We start from the raw sequence: 19292 nt of genomic DNA, 5'->3' as shown, positions 1-19292 counted from the left end.
TCGTCTCAGTTCTCGGAAACGGGCGTCCTCGGAACCTGCGACATGCGTCCGGAACGGCGCTGGGTCGCGAGACTGACGACAACCAGAACAACGACGGCCGCCGGCAGCGCCGGGATGACGGAATTGATCGCCTCGGCGCGCCCGGTGGCTTCCCAGAAGATCGTCACCACCCCGCCGGCGACCATTGACGCCAACGCTCCGGGAGCCGTTACGCGCTTCCAGAACAGAGCGGCGAGGACGGTAGGCGTGATGGCAGCGCCGTACATCGTGTACGCATACATCTGCAACGCGAGCACGGACTCAAAGAACTGGACCATGACGAACCCCAGGACAGCAATGCCGAGAACGGAGAGCCGTCCGACCAGCACGCCCTGCTTCGAGTCCCCACGCTCCTTGTTCTTCAGAAACACAAGGTCATAAACGACATTGCCGGAACAGGTGAGAAGGTACGAAGAACCCGTGGTGATGATGAGCGCCAGAGCCGCCACGAGGAGCACTGCACCGATGCCGGCCGGGGTGAAGTCGCCTTCCGCGAGCGCGAGCACGGCCATGTCTGGGTTGACGTCGGGCATGAGAATCGACGAGCTCGAGGCCAGCAGAATGATCGGGGCGACGATCAGCCCGGCTCCCACGAAGAAGAGGATCGTCGCATTCCGCGCGACCTTTGGAGAGCGGGCCGCAGCCAGTCGCTGATGCATGTTCTGGTCACCGAGGATGAGGAGGAACAGCGGGAGGAAGTATCCGAGGATCTGCCAGGGAGTGAGAACACCGGTGAACGTTTTGAACGCCGGGTCCAATTGCTCGACGTAGGAACCGAACCCACCGAGGTCGCTGACAAAAACCCAGATGAGAGTGCCGATAAGAGAGACGACGATGAGTACCGCCGACAGAAAATCTGTCCAAGCGACGGACTTCAGCCCTCCCGACAGTGACAGGAAGGTGATGAGCACGGTCGCCACGATGGTCGCCTGCGTCGTGCTCAGCGGCGTGATGAGAGTGAGGATGTAGCCCGCCCCGGTGAACTGATATGCCGTAATGCCAACGAAGGCAACGAGGACGATGATCGTGCCAGCGACACGGACAGGACGTCCGAACTTCGACTCGAACAGCTCAGGAACAGTCCGGAAGCCGTTCTGCCGCACCTTAGGTGCAATGAGATAGAGAACAATGATGCCGCAGAAAGTACCCCCGAAGAAGAGCATCCCCGCCAATGGGCCATTGCTGAAGATGAAGTTCGCCCCACCGATGATCGAGCCGGAGCCGACGAACGTCGCCAGCAGCGTTCCAGCCAGAACCCACGTCGGCAACGATTTACCAGCCAGCACGAAATCCTCGCCGTCCTTCATGGCAGAGGCGCGCCCGAACCAAGCGGCAATGGCGAGCATGATCGCCACATAAGCGATGAGGACGAAAACGAATGTGAGGTTCATGGGTATCCCTTGTGTCGTGGAGCACAGTGCGCTGAGTCGATTCTCAACGATGAATACTTATGAATGCAATATTTTTTGCAGAAATCTCATTCCTCGGTGATAGCCGCCGTGACTCCCCAAAGTTCATCGATCTTCCCGAGCATTCTTTGGGTCTGCTCCTCATCATGGCGGGCCAAGCAACCCAACAGATACTGGATAGCGCTGGTGGCACAGACGAGGGAAGAGATCAGCTCCGAGGATTCAGCTGGCACGAGCGCGAACTCGTCAGCGATCTCGGTCAGGCTGTTTCTGCGATCGGAAATGACAAGAACTTTGGCCCCTTTCTCGTGGGCCGCCTCGGCGAGCCGGACGAGGGCCCGGGATGATTTCCACAAGGTGATCGCAAAGAAGCAGTCACTGGGCGTCAGCAGGTTGACCTCATTGACCATCGAGGTCACCGAACCCGAGTGCAAGTGCACGCGGTAGCCCAACATCTGGGCGACGTGCGCAAGCTGCATTCCGGGCGCAGCATAGGAACCCGTTGCAAAGACGCCGGTGCTCTCCGCAGAGATGATGTGCTCGGCCATCGTGTTGAGCACGTTCTCGTCGAGCTCTATGCGCATTCGCTCGAGGAGCTCGATGTCCTTGTCGATCGACGTCTCCAGCATCCCTGCTCCTCGATTGTGGAGGTAGAGGCTGCGTGAACTCAGCGAGGCGAGATAACGGGAACGAATGTCAGCGGAAAAGGCGGGCCAGCCTGAGTAGCCAAGCGACTGGGCTGCTCGCACAACCGTGGCGACATTGACGTCCGCAAGATTCGCCAACGCCTGGGCCGAGCAATAGGCGGCCTCCTCGGGGCCAGAAGCAATGACGCCGAGAACTGCATCTGTCGCCCGCGTGAGGCGGGCGTTCGATCGCAGGCTGGCTATCCACTCGGAGAAGCTGCTCACAGTCCGGACTTCCTTTGCAAAGAACATTGCATCACATCTAATCTAGGCCCATCATCCTATTCGGTTCCAATGAAGGAGACGCGAAATGAACCTCGATCTGAGCATCAACACGATCACTAACGCCCGGATCCTCGACGTGGAGACGGGATCGGTCTCCGAACCGACGACGGTGATGATTGATGGTGATCGAATCACCGAGCTGGGTGGGGGCGCGGTCGCAGACGGGGAAAACAGTTTCGACGCCGGTGGCAGGATCGTCTCCCCAGGCCTCATTGATGCTCATGTCCATGTCCTGGCAGCAACGGCAAGCCTCGGAGACCTCGGCGACCAGTCTCCGTACTACCTCGGCGCTCAGGCGGCGCGTCTGATGGGCGACATGCTCAGCCGCGGATTCACGACCGTTCGCGATGCAGGAGGAGCCGACTTCGGTCTGGCGGCGGCTGCACGGGAGAATCTCTTCCCGGCGCCGCGCCTCTTCTTCGGGGGCAAAGCACTGTCTCAGACAGGTGGCCACGCCGATATGCGCGGACCGGGCACACAGGTGATGGACAAACACCTGTGTTGCCCGAACATCGGCATCGTCTGCGATGGTGCTGACGCCGTACGTAAGGCCGCAAGAGAGAATCTGCGCACTGGGGCTGACCACGTCAAGATCATGCTTTCAGGCGGAGTGGCTTCCCCGACTGATCGAGTCGACTCAACCCAATTCTCCGACGACGAGATTCGGGCGGCAGTCGAGGAGGCCGCGGCGGCTAACCGGTACGTGCTCGGGCACGCCTACACCGCCCGGGCCGTTAATCGCGGTCTCGAGCTCGGCGTCCGCTCCATCGAACACGGCAACCTCATCAATGACCGCAGCATCCAGCTACTGCTCGCCCACAACGCTTTCCTCGTCCCAACACTTGTGACCTACGAGCGGCTCAAACAGGACGGTGCCAAGTTCGGTCTGCCAGAAGCCAGCCAGGCGAAAGTGGACGACGTGCTCTACGCGGGGCTCGACGCACTCAAACTCGCAAACGACCACGGGGTGAAGATCGTCTACGGGTCAGATCTCCTTGGAGGTATGCAACCTCATCAGAGCCAGGAGTTCGCAATCCGTGCGCAAGTGCAGACCTCACAACAGGTTCTGCGTTCCGCAACAACCACTGCTGCTGAGCTTCTCGGACAGGAAGGGAAGCTGGGAGTCGTGGCACCGGGAGCTTTCGCCGACCTGCTCATCCTCGACTCGAACCCGCTCGACGACGTCTCCGTGCTTGGGGATCCACATAGCGCCATCCATGCTGTATTGAAGGGAGGCCGACTGGTTCAGTGAAACTGACTGAGTTCTTTCGAGGTATGGTTCTGCCTTAAGGTTCCTCAGTTTTCTCGGGGACCGGTGGTATTCTCAACAGCGTTGTCGACGACCTCTCTCGCCCGGTTCGGCTCTCAGCTGGCGACCTATATGAGTCCAATCACCAACCGACACAAGCTTCTCGTACGAGATTCTGGTGCAGATTCTATTACCAATTCTCGAACCCCAGACGCATCAGAACGGACGCTCTGCATGACCAGCACCCCCTCCCGCATCTCACCTATGGCCGAGACCTACCCGGCCTCGAGCATCCGCAAGATGTTCAACCTCGCACTCGACTTTCCCGACGCCGTGAAGCTCACGGTCGGAGAGCCGGATTTCAACACACCCGAGCACATCAAGGCCGCGGGCATCCGCGCCATCGAGAACGACAACACACGCTACGTCGCCAATGCCGGCATCCCCGAGCTGCGGCAGGCACTGGCCCGGAAGTACTCCGGTCGGTGGGGGCGCGGTCTCGGGCCGGAGAACGTGATGGTCTCCTTCGGTGCCATGGAAGCGCTGACGTTCGCCCTCGACGTCACTGTCTCCCCCGGTCAGGAGGTCATCGTCCCCGACCCCAGCTTCCCGAACTATCTGGGTCAGGTGCACCGCCTCGGCGGGGTGGCCGTGTCCGTTCCCGTGCGGGAGGAGAACGAGTTCAAACTGCGCGCCGAGGATGTGCTCGCCGCAGTCACGGACAGGACCGCGGCCGTGATCATCAACAGCCCCTCGAATCCGCTGGGCTCGGTGATGGACCGGACCGAGATCGAGCAGATCGCCGAGCTCGCCGATGAGCACGAGTTCACCGTCATCTCCGATGAGGTCTATGACGAGATGGTCTTCGACGATGCCGAGTTCACCTCCGTCGCCGAGGTGCGGGCCGATTTCGACCGCTTCCTCGCCGTCGGCAGCTTCTCGAAGACCTACGCCATGACCGGGTGGCGATGCGGCTTCGTCATCGGCTCGCAGGACTACATCGCACCGATGGCCCTGCTGCAAGAGGGCCTGACCTCGAGCCTGCCGGGCTTCGTCCAGGAGGCGGCGGTCGCCGCCCTCGACGGACCGCAGAGCGTCGTCGACACGATGGTGGCCTCCTATGCGGAACGCCGTGAGCTCATGGTCGAGCGCATCAACGCCGTCGAGGGCTTGAGCCTCATCCGCCCCGAGGCGACCTTCTACGCATTCGTCAACGTCAGGGAATGGGGACTGAACTCCTGGGACTTGGCGACCCGTCTGCTGGAGGAGCACAATCTCGCCACGATTCCCGGCTCGGCGTTCGGCCGGGCCGGCGAGGGCTACCTGCGCCTGACGTTCGCCGTCTCCCCAGAGACGATCAACACCGCCTGCGACCGGCTGGAAGCATTCGCCGCGGGACGGTGAACTCGTGTCTGCGCATCGAGCGCACGTCAGGTGCCGCCGCGCATTCAGTCGTCGGCGTAGCTGACTTCGACGCGCCGGTTCTTCGCCCGACCCTGCGGATTGTCCTTGCCGTCCTTCGTGGAGTTCTTTGCGACCGGGTCGGCTTCGCCATGGCCTTCGACGCTCAGTTCCAGGTCTGAACGTGAGTCTGCGATGACGTCGGCCACAGCCTGCGCCCGCTTCTTCGACAGCTTCTTGTTCGCCGAGTTGTCGCCGACCGAATCCGTGTAGCCGGATACGGTCACCTTCGTGCCTTCGGGAACGTTCTCCACGGTATTCGCAATCGCTTCTGCGGCTCTGTCGGAGATATCGGCGCTGTTGAAGTCGAAGAGGATGTCGCTGGCCAAAGTGATGACGGCGTCGCTCCCCTCCTTCTTGTTCGTCGCCAGCGGGGTGACGGAGTCGGAAGTGTTCCACTCCATGACGCCACCCGGCTCCCACCGTTGGACCGAGTTGTTCAGCTGCTTCTCCGTGGGCACCGGGAGGTCCGCCGGAGTCGTCGCTTCCGATTCGGCGGCAGCACTGACGCTCGGTCCGGCCATGACTCCGGCCCCGGAGCCGATCATCACACCGACCCCTACCAGGCCCAGAGCGCAGGCCCATCGCCTGTGCGTTCCGCGCCTCATCACGACTCCGTGATCGGGATGTCGGTGAACTTTGGCCACGATTCCTGCAGCCGGATGTCGACGGAATCGATGTCGTTCTCCGGAGCTTTGAAGACCGCCCACGCGGTCACCGGCTGATTGTTCGTCGTCTTCGTGAATACAGGATCCGAGGTCCACTCTTCGTAAGTGTCTGAAATCGGCGAATAGACCTTGAGGTTGTCGGTGTCGATGAGCTGCGGGTTGAATTTGTTCTCGCCCCAGGAATCATAGATGCTGATCGACTCGTCATCACCGACAGATCTGAAGTGCGGCGTGACGACCATCGTCAGCGTCTGGGTCTTCCCATCGACCACGAGGGAGTGGATCGCGACGGTGACTTCGTCCTCATCCGATCCAGGCACTTTGACGTCCTGCTTGGCGATGACGTCATCGGGATCGACCTTCTCGACGCCCGGCTTCGCTCCGTCCTTGCTGCCGGCCTCCTCGGCCGACGAGTCGCCGCTCTTCGAGTCGGAATCCTGCGGCGATGAGCAGCCTGTCACGACCAGAAGGCAGAGGGCCGCTCCCGCGAGGCCCCGACCGAGCTTGGGCGAAATCACCATGCTGACGCTTTCCTTCGTCGGTATCCGCGCAGCCGCCGATGCCGACGACTCCGTCATTCTCGAGCATTTACGCTAGCACGGATGTAGTCACCGACAAAGGGAGCTGAGCCTCCGTTCCGGTCACTGATCGTGATGAGGCTCGAGGAACTCCACGAGCCGACCGGCGAGGACCCCGGGATCGACGTCATGCGCCTGGCCCTCGAGCGTCTCGAACCGTCCGTCGCTCACCGTCCGTGCAAGCTCTTCGGCGCCCCATCGCAGGGAGTCGCGGGAGACTCCTCCCGCGAGCGCCAGAGTGGGCGCGGTGACTTCGGAGGCAGACGCCGGAATCGCACCGTCGGCCATGATTTCGTTGTCGTAGGCAAGAGTCGGAGCAATGGCGGTGAAGCTCTCCCACTCCGGCGACTCCTTCATCCCCTCGATCATCGCCAGAGGCATACCGATCTGGTTCATGAAAGCCGCGACCGCACCGCTGCGATCGTCGGCCTCGAGGAAAGCAGACACCTTCTCCGCCTGCTCCACCGTGCCGGAGTCGGCGGGTTCTGCCGAAAAAGGAGGCTCGTAGACGAGCAGGTGGGTCACGGCTGCGCCGAGCTTCGCCGCGGCGTGAACCGCCAGAGCACCTCCCGACGACATTCCGAGCAGAGCCGCCCGACCACCCAGCGCCTCTGCGAGAGCTTCGATGTCCTCGACTTCCCGAGCGGGCGCATAGGGAAGGGTGTCGCCGCTCTCTCCGCGGCCGCGTCTGTCGTACAGGCACACGGTGTGGGTGGCTTGCAGCTGGTCGGCGATCGCGCGCATCGGGCCTGCTTCGCGGTAGCACATCGCCCCGTCGACGAGGATGACGGGCGGACCGTCTCCGTGCAGCTCGTAGGCGATGGTCGTACCGTCTTGGGAAACTACTGTGCTCATAATCGCGTTCCTCTCTGAACCGGGAGCAGTTCTCTTGATTGAGCCAGCACGGTGGAAATCTTCTGTTCGACTCCCCTGCTCTCACCCGACGGCGGCGAGCGCCGCGTTCCAGGAGCCGTAGAACTTGCGTACCGCTGCCGCCGAGGGCACCTCGCCCTTGTGCTCGGCAGCGTACTCCGTATAGGCCTTGTAGGTCGCTCCGACTCCCTGCGATTCACAGTCGGCGAGGAACTCGGCGATCGCCCTGTCGTAGGCCGCCTCGTCGAAGCGCAGCTGCCCCTTGGCCCGCCCCACCTTGTTCGTCGCCAGACCTGCAGCCTTGAGGGCCTCGTTCCAGGACCCGAAGCGCTGCACGGCGGTCTGGCTGGTCGGCGGCCAGATGGTCGCCCCCTGGGCCGATGTCGCCCCGAGGCTGCCGAGCACCGTCTTGCGCAGCGCGTCGTATCTGCTCGCAGTCAGACTCGGCACCTCGGCACGGCCGCGGACGAACGCGATGGCGGCGGCCACCTCGGCGAGGGTGGAGGTCACGGTCGACTCGGAGTCCTCGAGTTGGGAGGTCAGGGCCGTCTCCACCTCGGCGAGGGTCTCCCGGTCTATGGGGCTGAGCTTGGCAGGGTCGGCGCTCGCCGGTGTCCCCGGCGTGTCCGAGGAGTCGAGGCTGCGCGCGGTGACGAACAGCAGCGCTCCGAGCACGGCCAGCGACGAGGTGTGGGATCGATCCGCGGAGACAGCATTCACGCCTCCCATCCTACGGGGTCGGGGTCCGACGTCGTAGCGATCAACACCTGCCCCAGTTCATATCGCGGCTTCGCGCAAGACGAAGCGCTGGACCTTGCCGCTGGGAGTCTTCGGCAGCTCACCGACTATATGGACACGACGCGGGTAGGCGTGCGCGCCGTAAGCGTCACGCACCGCTTGCTGCAGTCGCTTCTGGAGTTCGTCCTCCGACACGTCCTGGTTAGTGACAACGAAAGCTACGACGACCTCTCCGCGGATCTCATCGGGACGTCCGACGACGGCGGCCTCGACAACGACATCGTCGGTGACGAGGATGCTCTCGATGTCGAAGGGGGCGATGCGATAGCCGGCGGCGAGGATCACGTCGTCGTCGCGGGAAGCGAAGAAGAAGTTCGCGTCCTCCGAGCGTCCGACGTCGCCGGTGAAGTACCAGGCTCCGTCTTCGGTGAAGCGCTCCATTGTCCGATCGGGATCACCGACATAACCGCTGAACCACATCAGCGGGCTGTCGAGGACCGACAGGGCGATTGAGGGTCCGACCGTGCCGGCGACGAAGCCCGGCAGCGCCTGGCCCATCGAATTCGGGGCCACCTGGGCGAGGAGGCGTTCGTCCCAGGGGTTGCAGATCGCCATTCCCTGTTCGGTCTGGCCCCAATGATCACGGACCGTTACGCCAAGAGCCTCGGGAGCCCATTCGACGACGTCTGAGGTCAACGGCTCTCCCGCAGAGGATGCTACCCGCAGAGGATTCTCTGCCCTCACTCCGTCTTTCTTGAGCGCCCTATAGATCGTCGGTGCGGCTGCCAGATTCGTCACTTTGAGTTCTTCGAACAGCCGTCCCGTCATCTCTGGGGTGAATCGTCCGGCGAAGAGGATATTGGCCTGTCCGATCGCCATGGGGCCTACGACTCCGTAGTAGAGGCCGTAAGCCCAACCGGGGTCCGCAGCGTTCCAGAACACGTCGTCATCAGCGACATCCAGACCGTAGCGCATATAGGCGATGAAAGCGCCGATCGCTCGGCCCGGCACTCCCACTGCCTTCGGAGTACCTGTGGTCCCCGAGGTATAGAGCTGCAGGAAGAGACCGTCACCGCCGATCTTCTCTGCGGTGCCGATCGGCTCGTGGACGTCGATCTCCTGGTCGAGGTCGGGTCCTGTCCCGAGTACAGGGATGTCGATGCCTTTGAGTTTGTGCTGCTGGCCTGCGTCGGCGACGATGAGGGCGGCCTCGGCATCGTTGACGCGGGTGGCGATTGCGGGTCCCGCGAACGCGGTGAAGAGTGGGACCTCGATCGCGCCAAGACGCCATAGTGCCACCTGGACGATCGGCAGCTGCTGGGTCTTCTCCATGAGGACGCCGACACGTGATCCGCATCCGACACCGAGGTTGCTGAGGTAGGTGGCAAGTCTGCGTGATCGCTCTGACAGTTCGCCATAGCTCAGGCGATAGGGTTCGAATCGGTCATCGACGCAGATGAACGCGGTGTCCTCCGCCGGGTGGACATCACAGAGCACCTCGGCGACCGAGAGATCGGTGGCGGTATATTTCTGTTTGAGCGCCTCGACCTCGGCGACGATGCTCGGATGAGACTGCCACGGAGCGGGCGCGCCCCGCGGGATGTCGTCGGTCGAGCCGACGGCCTGGTTGTCCTCCATCTGCAAACTCCTCATTGATTCTTGCTCGCGGTCGAATTACAGCGCACTCAGATCGCCGATGCATTCTTCCTTATCAGACACGGCTTTCGCCTATTCGAAGTCATCGTAGAGAATGGCTGTGAGCGCGGCTACCCTCCAAAGAGGACAGTGCGCGATCTATTCACGGTATGCAGCAGAAAGCGGAGGTGCAGGTGTGGCCCTGATCCGCAACGACCGGATTCAGCGCTCCCTCGACGCCATCCGCTACCGGACCGGCGTGTCCCTGTCCTTCGGAGGGGAGACCACCCGTTCCCACGGTCTGGCGCTCCGTCACTTCTCCGGGCAGACCGCTGGCGCTCTGCCGGGCATCGAGCTGGCCTATGACGTCGGACTCGGCGGACGGACCGTGGCCCAACGCCGGCCGCTGGTCCTGAACGACTATGTCGAGTCCGATACCATCTCCCACCAGTACGACAAGGTGATCCAGGCGGAGCAGCTGCGTGCGATCGCATCGGCGCCGGTGGTCATCGGCCGAGAGACCTTACTGGTCCTCTATGTCGCCTACCGCAATGACAATCGCATCGCCGACCGCATCCTCTCCACGCTCATGGACGAGGCCCGCGCGCTCGAACACGATCTGCTCACTTCTGTCCATCTCGGCGTCGACAAAGATCTCACTGCCGCCAGGGCCCTGCGTGCTCGAACTCGCCGCGCCCATGCCGAACTCTGCGAACTCAGCTCCGCCGTCGACGACCGGATGCTGAGGAACACACTGCGTTCCATCGCCGAGAACCTCAGCGGGACCACGGTCGAGCCCGCTTCCGGACACGTCACGCTGACGGTGCGGGAAACCGATGTGCTCACGCTCGTGGCCACGGGGCTGACGAATCGGGAGATCGCTGGCCGACTGGGACTCACTCTGCTCACCGTCAAGGCCTACATGAAAGCGATCATGGCCAAGCTCAATGCACGCTCACGCACGGCAGCGGTGGCCGAGGCGCAGGCCCAGGGGCTGCTCCCCTGAACCTCAATGAGCCAGTCCGTCGACCGTTGAGAGCTCGAATGCCAGCCGTCAATGGAGCGGTACGCCAGCGTGTTCGTCAGTCGCCCGACCGAGCACGGCCCTGATCAGACGAGTGACCTCGATCCCTCCGGCGCCTGGAATGTCATCGCAGAGGATTTCGAGGACCTCGCCGACCAGCTCGGCTGACCGCATCGATCAGGTGTGGGGCCCCGGTCAGGCGCTGCTCTGAAGAGCCTTCATGATGTCAGTGCGTCGTTATGGGCGGCGCGCCCCGCGAGGATGCCGCCGAATGCGGTGATGAGCATGCTCAGCGCCAGCAGAACCGCGGTGGCCCAGATCGTTCCGCCGAACACGGCCACCGAAGCCAAGGCGACCGAAGGCGCGAAGCCGCCGATGGCTCCCGAAACGTTGTAGGACACGGCGACAGCTGTGTAGCGAGAACGATCGGGGAACATATCGGCCATCATCGAGCCCAGCGCACCGTATGGAAGACCAAGCAGTCCGATGCCGACACCGATGCCGATGATCACAAGCGGCGGAGAGGCGGTGCCGACCAGAGCCATCAGCGGGAAGGCAAGGAGTACAGAGATCAGCGCAGTCGTTCCTACGGCCTTCCACGGAGTGAACCGATCCCCGAGCTGACCGCCGAAGAAGATCGCAATACCTTCGAGGACGGCGCCGAGCATCGTGCCCGTCAGCAGGATGCCGGCTGCCAAGTGGAGTGTCTCGGTGCCGAAGTTGACGATGAAAGTCGTCAGCAGATAGAAGGGCGCGCTGCCGACGAGGCTGGCGCACACGCCGATGAGCACACGGCGCCAATTGGTTCGAAGCACGTGGAACAGGGGCACCTTGACCGTTCGGTCCTGCTGAACGATCTTCCTGAATTCCGGTGTTTCGTCGACCTTGAAGCGGATGTAGAGCGCAATGCCCATGAAGAGGAAGGACAGGAGGAACGGAACGCGCCAACCCCATGCGATGAATTGGTCATGGGGAAGCAGCGTCACCAGAGCGACGACTCCGCTCGAACCCAGATTGCCGATCGGCGACCCGTACTGCGGCATCGCGCCGTAGAAAGCGCGCTTCTCGGGTGGAGCATGCTCGACGACCATGAGGACGGCGCCGCCCCACTCACCACCGACAGACATCCCCTCGATGATGCGCAGCACGACGAGGAGGATCGGCGCCAGAACTCCGATCGTGCTGTAGGTCGGCAGCAGCCCGATCGCGCCTGAGCTGATGCCCATGACGACGACCGTGGCGATGAGAGTGTTTCGGCGCCCGATCTTGTCGCCGAGGTGGCCGAAGACGATGGAGCCGACGGGCCGGGCCACAAAGCCGATGGCGAAGGACAGGAACGCCACGATGGTGCCCACGGCGGGGTCGAAAGTCGGGAAGAAGAGTTCATTGAAGGCCAGGGCGGCGATCAGGCCGTAAATGAAATAGTCGTACCACTCGATGGCGGTGCCGATGAGGGATCCTGCCGAGACTCGACGCAGCTGTGCCGAGTCGATATACCTGGGCTGAGAGCTGTCTGCTTCGTCTGCGGTCATTCGACGTCATCCTCATTGTTTCGGTCGATCATCCGGGCGAACGCGACAGGTTCATGGAACACTCCATGTGCCCGGGGCTCTCCCTGATGCAGTCAGGTAAGCCATGATTGTACGCGCGACGCGAGTAGGATGACAGGGTCGAACGGCCTGCTGGCCCAGCGGCGGTTCTATCTCAGCGGATCCAGTCCGCACCACTGGGCGATGAAGAGCGCTATGGTCTTCGTGACGCTGCGGACGGACTCGATGTGGACCCGTTCGTCGAACGCGTGGATATCGAGGGACCGCGGCCCGTAGGTCAGAGTAGGCATCGCTCCGAAGTTCGTGTAGACCCGGCCGTCGAGGTAACCCGGTGTGGTGAAGGTCTGCAGGGGCTGGCCGAAAACGTCCTGGTGGGCCGAGGCGAGCACGCTCTCGGCTTCGCCGCCTTCTTCGAGTCGATAGCCTGCGGCGAAGAAGCCGGTTCGTTCCAAGCGTGGCAAGCGACTGTCCTGGCCGCGCCGGGCGATGCTCGCATGCCGCAGGTGCTCCTGGATCTCTTCCCATGCCTGTTCCGGGTCGATCCCCGGATAGATGGCGGCACGTACGGAGATCTCGCACCACGATGGGACGCTGGATGGCCAGTCCCCACCCGAGATCTGTCCGACGTTGAAGTTGATCGGATGGTCGACGTCCTCGAAGCCTGGGAACCGGTCCTTCTGTGCATTCCAATCCGCCTCGAGCGTGCGCAGGTCGGCGATGACGTCGTTGGCGGCGTCGAAGGCGTTGAAGCCCTGGCTCATCTCTCGAACATGACTCGGTTTTCCTTCGACGCGCACGGTGAACCAGATGACTCCGACGTTGGTTCGCACCAGTGCATTCTCTTCCGGCTCGGGAATGAGAACAGCGTCGCCGGTGTATCCGCGCAGAAGCGCCGAAAGTGCGCCGTTTCCGGTGCTCTCCTCCTCCACCACGGACTGAAGATGAATGGGGGCTGCAGGAGAGAAGCCGGCCGAGGTGATCGCGTCGAAGGCGAAGAGGTTGGCCGCGAGACCGGCTTTCATGTCGCCGGCGCCACGACCGTAGAGCCAGCCGTCCTCGATTCGAGGCTCGAACGGCGGAGTGGTCCAATTCTCCAGCGGTCCGGTCGGCACCACGTCCACGTGGCCTTGCAGGATGAGCGACCGGCCCTGTATGGCGGCCGGTCGATGCGTGCCCACGACATTGAAGTCCTCGTCATAGGGCACCGTCATCGGTCCGAAACCCGCATGGTTCTCGATGTCCTCTTCGTCGATGCGCCAGCGGTCGATCTCCAGCCCTCTGTCAGCGAACTCCTGTTCCATGCGATCTTGGATTCCGGCCTCGCTGCCGCGGACAGAAGGGCAGCGGATCAGATCGCTGGTGAATTCGAGTTGACGATCGAACGCGTTGTCGACGGCGACGGTGATGGCCTGGGCGATTTCTTGTTTCATGATCTACTCTTCCAGATTTGCGGGCTTATGGTCGGCGGAGATGCGGAGCGGGCCCTTCAGCTGAGCCAGCCACTACGTCATGCCACGAAGATGCAGAACGGGTGGCCATCCAGATCCGTGAAGACGTAAAGCGGTTCGTCCTCATCATCAGTGCGGTCCAATATCAGTTCGGCTCCCAGCTCCTCGGCTCGGCGACGCTGTCGGGCGAGTTCACCCGTGTCCGTCACGGTGAAGTCGAGATGCAGCTGCATGGGAACGTCTGGTTTCCGCCAGGTGGTCGGCTCGAGTCGGTCGACCTGCTGGAACGCCAACTTTCTGCGCCCGTGGGGGTCGGTAAGCACCAACCAGTTGGGGCCCTCGGCGTCAGCATCCGCACCCGGCTCGTCACCGGGACGATAGACGTAGCCGAGCAACTGACGATAGAACTCGGCTGACTGCCTCGGCACCGTTGTATCGATCACAGTGTGCAGCAACTCGGGATATTCAGACATCTCAGCCGCCCGTTCAGTCGAGCGTCAGTGGTGTGAGGACAGCGATCTTCCAACCGTCATCGGTCTGCACGAGTTGGTACATGTTCCGCTCGTCGGGAGCTCCGCCGTGGTATGCCCAGGTGACATCGGCCCAGATGCTGTGCCCGGTCGACGCGACATCCGAGACGGCGGCGTCTGCCTCGGTGACTCCTTCGTACTGGTCGAAGGCTCCTGCGAAGAAGCTCTCCGTCTGGCTCGCATCGGTGACGAGGATCCGCTGTCCGGGGAATTCGATGAGGGCCGGAACCGCATAGTGGTCGGCGATCGCCGTTGCATCTCGGTCGATCAGAGCCCGACTGTAGGTGTCGAAAAATTCTGTGTGAACGCCTTTGTTCTCATCCATATGCCCCAGCTTAGCGCGGGGCACCGCCGTGGCTAGCCCCTCGCTCTTGCTTCACGGCATCAGGCATCCTTGTCGATCTTCCGCTTCCACGGTAGGCAGACGTATGGATCATCGGCAACTATGCGACCAGACTCAGATAAACAGCCCGCGAGCCACCCTCGCTGCCTCATATACTTTTGCCCGCGAAATGGTGGACCCTCGAACACTATGGGGAGTGAACTGTCGATGGCGACACGAGCCGAGATCACCACGAAATACGCCAAGGCGTACAAGAAAGCGACGAAGAAAACCAAAGGAGCCGTGCTCGACGAAGTCGTGGCCGTGACCGGGTGGACCCGCGACAACGCCCGACGCCGCCTGACCCAAGCAGCGAACCACCCGCCCGGACCCGGCCGGACAGTCGCCACACAGCCACGGAAACCTCGGGCCAGGAAATACTCCTACGACGCGACCAGGACCCTGCAACGCGTATGGGCGATCTCCGGCGGCCAATGCGGCAAATACCTCCACGCGACGATGCAGATCCTTCTCGACCTCCTCGAAGCCCATCACGAACTGGTTCCCGGCCAGGGACGCTACACCAAGGGTGTGCGCAAGGAACTGCTGATGATGAGCCCGGCCACGATCGACCGCTACCTGGGACCAGTGCGGGCCAAAGACGCCATCGGTGGGCACTCGACGACGAAGCCCGGCACGTTGCTGCGCTCAGCGATCACGATCCGGCGGGCCGGCGACGAAGTTGAAGCCGAACCCGGGTTCTTCGAAGGCGATACCGTTGCCCACTGCGGACCCGTCGAGTCCGGAGAATTCGCCCGCACTCTCAACCTCACCGACTTCCACACCGGATGGACCTACACCCGCACCGTGCGCAACAACGCCCACACGAACATCCTGACTGGGCTGAAGACCGCAGCGCGTGAGATTCCGTTCCAGATCACTGGCCTCGACTTCGATAACGGGTCGGAATTCCTCAACCAGTACGTCATCGAATGGGCCGGGTCGCGGGGCATCTACTTCACCCGATCCAGGCCGTATAAGAAGAATGATCAGGCCACGGTCGAGTCGAAGAACAACCACGTCGTCCGCCGCTACGGGTTCTACTACCGCTATGACACCGACTTGGAAAGACGCGCCCTCAACCGACTCTGGCGCCTGGTCAATGATCGGGTGAACTACCTGATGCCCACGATCAAACCCACCGGCTACTCCTCGACAAGGAACGGGCGACGCAAACGGGTCTACGACGCCCCGCGTACACCCTTCGACAGGCTCCTTGACGCCGGTGTCCTGTCGCCGAAACAGGTGCAGGAGATGACGGCGTATCGAGACAGTCTCAACCCGGCGAAGATCGCTGCCGAGATCGCCCGGGTCCAGGACCGGCTGCTGGTTCTCTCACGCGAGAAGACCGAGCAGTTATACCTGGCATCGTTCCCGTCAGCCCTGCCGGAGGTACGCAAGGGCGTCAGGGTCAAGACCGGATGAGTTTCGCGGGCAAAACCATGTGAGGCATCGACTACTTTTCGCGGGCATATTGACATGAGGCATTACGCTATGTCAGCCTCGAGTGAGAGGATGGCAGGGTGTCCGAAACCCGACCTGCCGTGACCGCCGATTGGCGTGAGGCCTTCGCGCCCCTCGCCGAGGCAGCCCCGCGCATGCATACGCCCGTGGCGTTGGGCTTCGAGCTCGTCGAGGTCATCCCCCGCACCTGGTTCGAGGCGCAGCATTCGGTGCTGCTCGACCGCGACACCGTCACCCCGGGAGCGAATCCGTCCCTGGCTATCCGACCGCTCATGCTCAGCGAGTCGGGCAACTGGGTGAAGAAGTCACTGACCTGGCGCACCATCGATCGGATGGCCCGCCAGTACGACATCGACCCCCGCCACCAGGAATGGTTCTCCCAGCTCGCGGGTCTGCGCACTCGCGGCAAGACCGACTTCACGCCCGATGGGGCGCCGTTCCACCTCGGCGACTTCCACACTCCCCTGCTGTGGGAGCACCTCGAGCAGGGCGCGAGGATCGGCATCGAATTTGTCGGCATCAACGCGGGCATGACCATATCCATCGGCCGGACGGCCACAGCAGCGATCGACATCCGCCGAGTCCAAGGTCAGCTGCGCGTCCAGCCCCGGGCGACGATCGACGAACGCGAGTTCGCCCCGGGGCTGATCAAGCCGATTTGGACACACGGTTTCTTCGGCATCGACGTCACCTCGGGTTTCAGAGTCACTCTCGCTCCGGCCGAATCCCCGACGAAGGAGTCGGCTCTGCCCGTGTTCAGGTCGCCCGGCCCGATCACGATCCCCGTCTCCGAGACCGAGGAGTTCTTCGAGGAGTACTATCCGCAGCTGCGCACCAGCGCCGAGGTCGTCAGCAGCGATGACACCGTCACCTTCCCGGCCTACCGGCAGCCCCGACTCGTCACCTTCCTCACCTTCGGCGCCGGCGACAAGCTCAGTCTGCGCTGGTACTGGGAGTATTCGGGACCGACGCGGACCTACCCGGTCATCGATCGGGCAGAACTCACGGCCACCTCGGCGGCGGATTATGCGCAGCTGCGCGACCTCGAGCACGAGGATGCTGTGGTTGCCGAAGTCGAAAAGCTCCTGGCCGAGACCCACGAGACGGGGTCAGCTCTGAGCCGCATCACCGATGTCGAACTCGACGACGCCGACACCGCCGACTTCGTCGTCAACGTCCTGCCCGGGCTCGAGGAGATCGAGCACCTCAAGGTCATCACCCGCGGGAAGAAGCAGCCCTACAGAGAGCTCGGCGGAGAACCGAACGTCAAGATCACCTCGGTCGAGTCGGAGAAGAACGACTGGTTCGACCTCGGATTCCAGATCACCATCGACGGCCGCCCGGTCCCCTTCGTCAAGCTCTACAAAGCGCTGGCGCGCGGCACGAAGAAGATCAAACTCTCCGACGATTCGTTCCTGTCCCTGAACAAGCCGATCTTCGACCGGCTCAAGGCCCTCCTCGCCGAGGCGGACCTCATCCCCGAATGGGAACCCGAATCCCCAAAGATCTCCCGCATGCATGTGGGCCTGTGGTCGGATTTCGAGGACCTCGCCGACGAGTCCGAACCGGCCGTGACCTGGAGGGAGTCGGCCCAGGCCCTGGCCGATCTCGACCATCTGCCCGCCGCCGAGGTGCCCCACCTGAATGGGGCGATGCTCCGGCCCTACCAGGTCCAGGGATTCCGGTGGCTGGCGCTGCTCTACCGGTGTCGCCTCGGCGGGATCCTCGCCGACGATATGGGACTCGGCAAGACCCTGCAGACGCTCGCGCTCATCTCACACGCGAAAATCCAACATCCCGTCGCCGAGGCGGCCGACCGATCCCTCGCATCCGACGATGCGACGCTGCCGCCGTTCCTCGTCGTCGCGCCCACCTCGGTGGTGCCGAACTGGGTGAAGGAAGCCGCCGCCTTTACCCCCGACCTCGACGTGCGCGTCGTCGCGGAGTCGACGAAGAAGCGCGGCAGCCGACTCGCCGAGGTGGTCGACGGCGCGGATGTCATCGTCATGTCCTATGCGATGCTGCGCCTCGAGGAGGATCCGATCTCCCGCCTCGACTGGGCTGGGTTCGTCCTCGATGAGGCGCAGTTCGTCAAGAACTCATCGGCGCTGACCCACCAGGCCGCGAAGTCCGTCCGCGCTCCGTTCCGGCTGGCGCTGACCGGCACGCCGTTGGAGAACTCGCTTCGCGATGTGTGGTCACTGTTCTCCATCACCGCGCCCGGTCTGTTCCCGAGCCGGCGCCGGTTCGACGAGGAGTATGTCCGCCCCATCGAATCGGGTGAGAATCCGGGCCGGATGCAGAGACTGCAGCGGCGGATCCGCCCATTCATGATGCGTCGGACGAAGGATCTTGTGGCCGCGGACCTGCCGGAGAAGCAGGAGCAGGTGATCAACGTCGAGCTCAACGCCGCTCACCGGAAGCTCTACGATCGGGTGCTGCAGAAGGAGCGGAAGAAGATCCTCGGCTTCATCGACAGCGAATATGACAAGCAGCGGTTCATCGTCTTCCGTTCGCTCACCCTGCTGCGCATGCTCGCCCTCGATCCGAGCATCGTCGACGCCGAGCATGCGGAAGTGCCGTCGTCGAAACTCGCCGCGCTCATGGAGCGCCTCGACGACGTCATCGCCGAAGGACACCGCTCGATCGTGTTCAGCCAGTTCACCTCGTTCCTCGACCGCGTGGCCGAGGGCCTCGAGGCCCGTGGGGTCCCCCATGTCGTCCTCGACGGATCGACGCGCAACCGCGGTGCGGTCGTCGATGCATTCCGCTCCGGTGAGGCTCCGGTGTTCCTCATCAGTCTCAAGGCCGGCGGCTTCGGGCTCAACCTCACCGAGGCGGATTATGTCTTCCTCATGGACCCGTGGTGGAATCCCGCCTCGGAGAATCAGGCCATCGACCGCGCTCACCGGATCGGGCAGACGAAGAGCGTCATGGTCTACCGCTACGTCGCCGAGGGCACGATCGAGCAGAAGGTGCTCGCCCTGCAGAAGCGCAAGGCCGAACTCTTCGATTCCCTCATGTCCGAGGCCGGCACCTTCGAAGGCCGCGGGCCTTCAGGCCAGGCGTTCAGCCAGACGGTGACCGCCGAGGACATCAAGGGGCTGTTCGAGGGGTAGGGCAAGACTCCACCTTGAGCGTCGGAGTCCATGCACATCGCGGACTCGCCGATGTAGGACGAGCTCTGCGCCCTAGCTGTACTTCCCCGTGAGGTTGTGAACACGAGCTGATGGCGTGAGTCCACCGATGCCGGTATGGGGTCGGTGGAAATTA

At 62.9% G+C, this 19292-nt stretch carries 17 protein-coding genes; 6 read left to right on the top strand and 11 right to left on the bottom strand.

The genetic code is table 11. The features are described from left to right. Window positions 1-5: 5 nt before the first annotated feature. Both IIE29_RS14085 and IIE29_RS14080 read right to left on the bottom strand, forming a co-directional pair. Window positions 6-1430, bottom strand: coding sequence for a sodium:solute symporter family protein (locus IIE29_RS14085; protein ID WP_209325934.1), 1425 nt, complete (start codon window positions 1428-1430; stop codon window positions 6-8). A gap of 86 nt (window positions 1431-1516) precedes the next feature. Continuing rightward, the gene (locus tag IIE29_RS14080) at window positions 1517-2359 is read right to left on the bottom strand and encodes a MurR/RpiR family transcriptional regulator (protein ID WP_209325933.1); all 843 of its coding nucleotides are present in this window, start codon (window positions 2357-2359) and stop codon (window positions 1517-1519) included. Between the two features lie 85 nt (window positions 2360-2444). On the opposite strand from IIE29_RS14080, the gene IIE29_RS14075 reads away from it, so the two are divergent. Both IIE29_RS14075 and IIE29_RS14070 read left to right on the top strand, forming a co-directional pair. After that, entirely contained in the window at window positions 2445-3671 is a 1227-nt protein-coding gene (locus tag IIE29_RS14075) for a metal-dependent hydrolase family protein (protein WP_209325932.1), read from the top strand. 231 nt (window positions 3672-3902) lie between these two features. After that, window positions 3903-5072 carry a pyridoxal phosphate-dependent aminotransferase gene (locus IIE29_RS14070; protein WP_209325931.1) on the top strand — a complete coding sequence of 390 codons (1170 nt, stop codon included), beginning with the start codon at window positions 3903-3905 and terminating at the stop codon, window positions 5070-5072. Window positions 5073-5116: 44 nt separating this feature from the next. Here IIE29_RS14070 and IIE29_RS14065 read toward each other — a convergent pair whose 3' ends face one another. From IIE29_RS14065 to IIE29_RS14045, 5 genes are all read right to left on the bottom strand, one after another. Then, the gene (locus tag IIE29_RS14065; protein ID WP_209325930.1) at window positions 5117-5737 is read right to left on the bottom strand and encodes an OmpA family protein; all 621 of its coding nucleotides are present in this window, start codon (window positions 5735-5737) and stop codon (window positions 5117-5119) included. Further along, window positions 5737-6318 (bottom strand): hypothetical protein, encoded by a 582-nt coding sequence (locus IIE29_RS14060; protein ID WP_209325929.1) that lies wholly within the window; start codon window positions 6316-6318, stop codon window positions 5737-5739. The genes IIE29_RS14065 and IIE29_RS14060 overlap by 1 nt, the downstream gene beginning before the upstream one ends. A 120-nt stretch (window positions 6319-6438) precedes the next feature. Beyond that, window positions 6439-7230, bottom strand: coding sequence for an alpha/beta fold hydrolase (locus tag IIE29_RS14055; protein WP_209325928.1), 792 nt, complete (start codon window positions 7228-7230; stop codon window positions 6439-6441). Window positions 7231-7311: 81 nt separating this feature from the next. Then, on the bottom strand, window positions 7312-7977 hold the full coding sequence (locus tag IIE29_RS14050) for a homing endonuclease associated repeat-containing protein (RefSeq protein ID WP_209325927.1): 666 nt from the start codon (window positions 7975-7977) through the stop codon (window positions 7312-7314). A gap of 48 nt (window positions 7978-8025) precedes the next feature. Continuing rightward, the gene (locus IIE29_RS14045) at window positions 8026-9624 is read right to left on the bottom strand and encodes an AMP-binding protein (protein ID WP_209325926.1); all 1599 of its coding nucleotides are present in this window, start codon (window positions 9622-9624) and stop codon (window positions 8026-8028) included. A gap of 193 nt (window positions 9625-9817) precedes the next feature. Here IIE29_RS14045 and IIE29_RS14040 point away from each other — a divergent pair, with 193 nt between their 5' ends. Then, window positions 9818-10627, top strand: coding sequence for a helix-turn-helix transcriptional regulator (locus IIE29_RS14040; protein WP_209325925.1), 810 nt, complete (start codon window positions 9818-9820; stop codon window positions 10625-10627). Between the two features lie 51 nt (window positions 10628-10678). Further along, window positions 10679-10813, top strand: a complete 135-nt coding sequence (locus IIE29_RS17060; protein WP_281389163.1) for a hypothetical protein — start codon at window positions 10679-10681, stop codon at window positions 10811-10813. Between the two features lie 50 nt (window positions 10814-10863). On the opposite strand, the gene IIE29_RS14035 is transcribed toward IIE29_RS17060, so the two are convergent. The 4 genes from IIE29_RS14035 to IIE29_RS14020 form a co-directional block, all read right to left on the bottom strand. After that, a complete protein-coding gene (locus tag IIE29_RS14035) occupies window positions 10864-12177 on the bottom strand; it encodes an MFS transporter (RefSeq protein WP_209325924.1) in 1314 nt (437 codons plus the stop codon). Between the two features lie 167 nt (window positions 12178-12344). Beyond that, the gene (locus tag IIE29_RS14030) at window positions 12345-13625 is read right to left on the bottom strand and encodes an ArgE/DapE family deacylase (RefSeq protein WP_209325923.1); all 1281 of its coding nucleotides are present in this window, start codon (window positions 13623-13625) and stop codon (window positions 12345-12347) included. 77 nt (window positions 13626-13702) lie between these two features. Further along, on the bottom strand, window positions 13703-14116 hold the full coding sequence (locus IIE29_RS14025) for a VOC family protein (protein ID WP_209325922.1): 414 nt from the start codon (window positions 14114-14116) through the stop codon (window positions 13703-13705). A gap of 13 nt (window positions 14117-14129) precedes the next feature. After that, the gene (locus IIE29_RS14020) at window positions 14130-14498 is read right to left on the bottom strand and encodes a hypothetical protein (protein ID WP_209325921.1); all 369 of its coding nucleotides are present in this window, start codon (window positions 14496-14498) and stop codon (window positions 14130-14132) included. 207 nt (window positions 14499-14705) lie between these two features. Here IIE29_RS14020 and IIE29_RS14015 point away from each other — a divergent pair, with 207 nt between their 5' ends. Both IIE29_RS14015 and IIE29_RS14010 read left to right on the top strand, forming a co-directional pair. After that, window positions 14706-15980, top strand: a complete 1275-nt coding sequence (locus IIE29_RS14015) for an integrase catalytic domain-containing protein (protein ID WP_209325920.1) — start codon at window positions 14706-14708, stop codon at window positions 15978-15980. A 98-nt stretch (window positions 15981-16078) separates the two neighbouring features. Then, complete coding sequence (locus IIE29_RS14010; RefSeq protein ID WP_343071912.1) at window positions 16079-19138, top strand: DEAD/DEAH box helicase; 3060 nt, start codon at window positions 16079-16081, stop codon at window positions 19136-19138. Window positions 19139-19292: the final 154 nt, after the last annotated feature.

It is taken from the genome of Brevibacterium renqingii, from assembly GCF_017808095.1.
GTDB lineage: Bacteria > Actinomycetota > Actinomycetes > Actinomycetales > Brevibacteriaceae > Brevibacterium > Brevibacterium renqingii.
The sequence above is the reverse complement of the archived record's forward strand: the minus strand, read 5'-3'. Positions and strand labels throughout refer to the sequence as shown.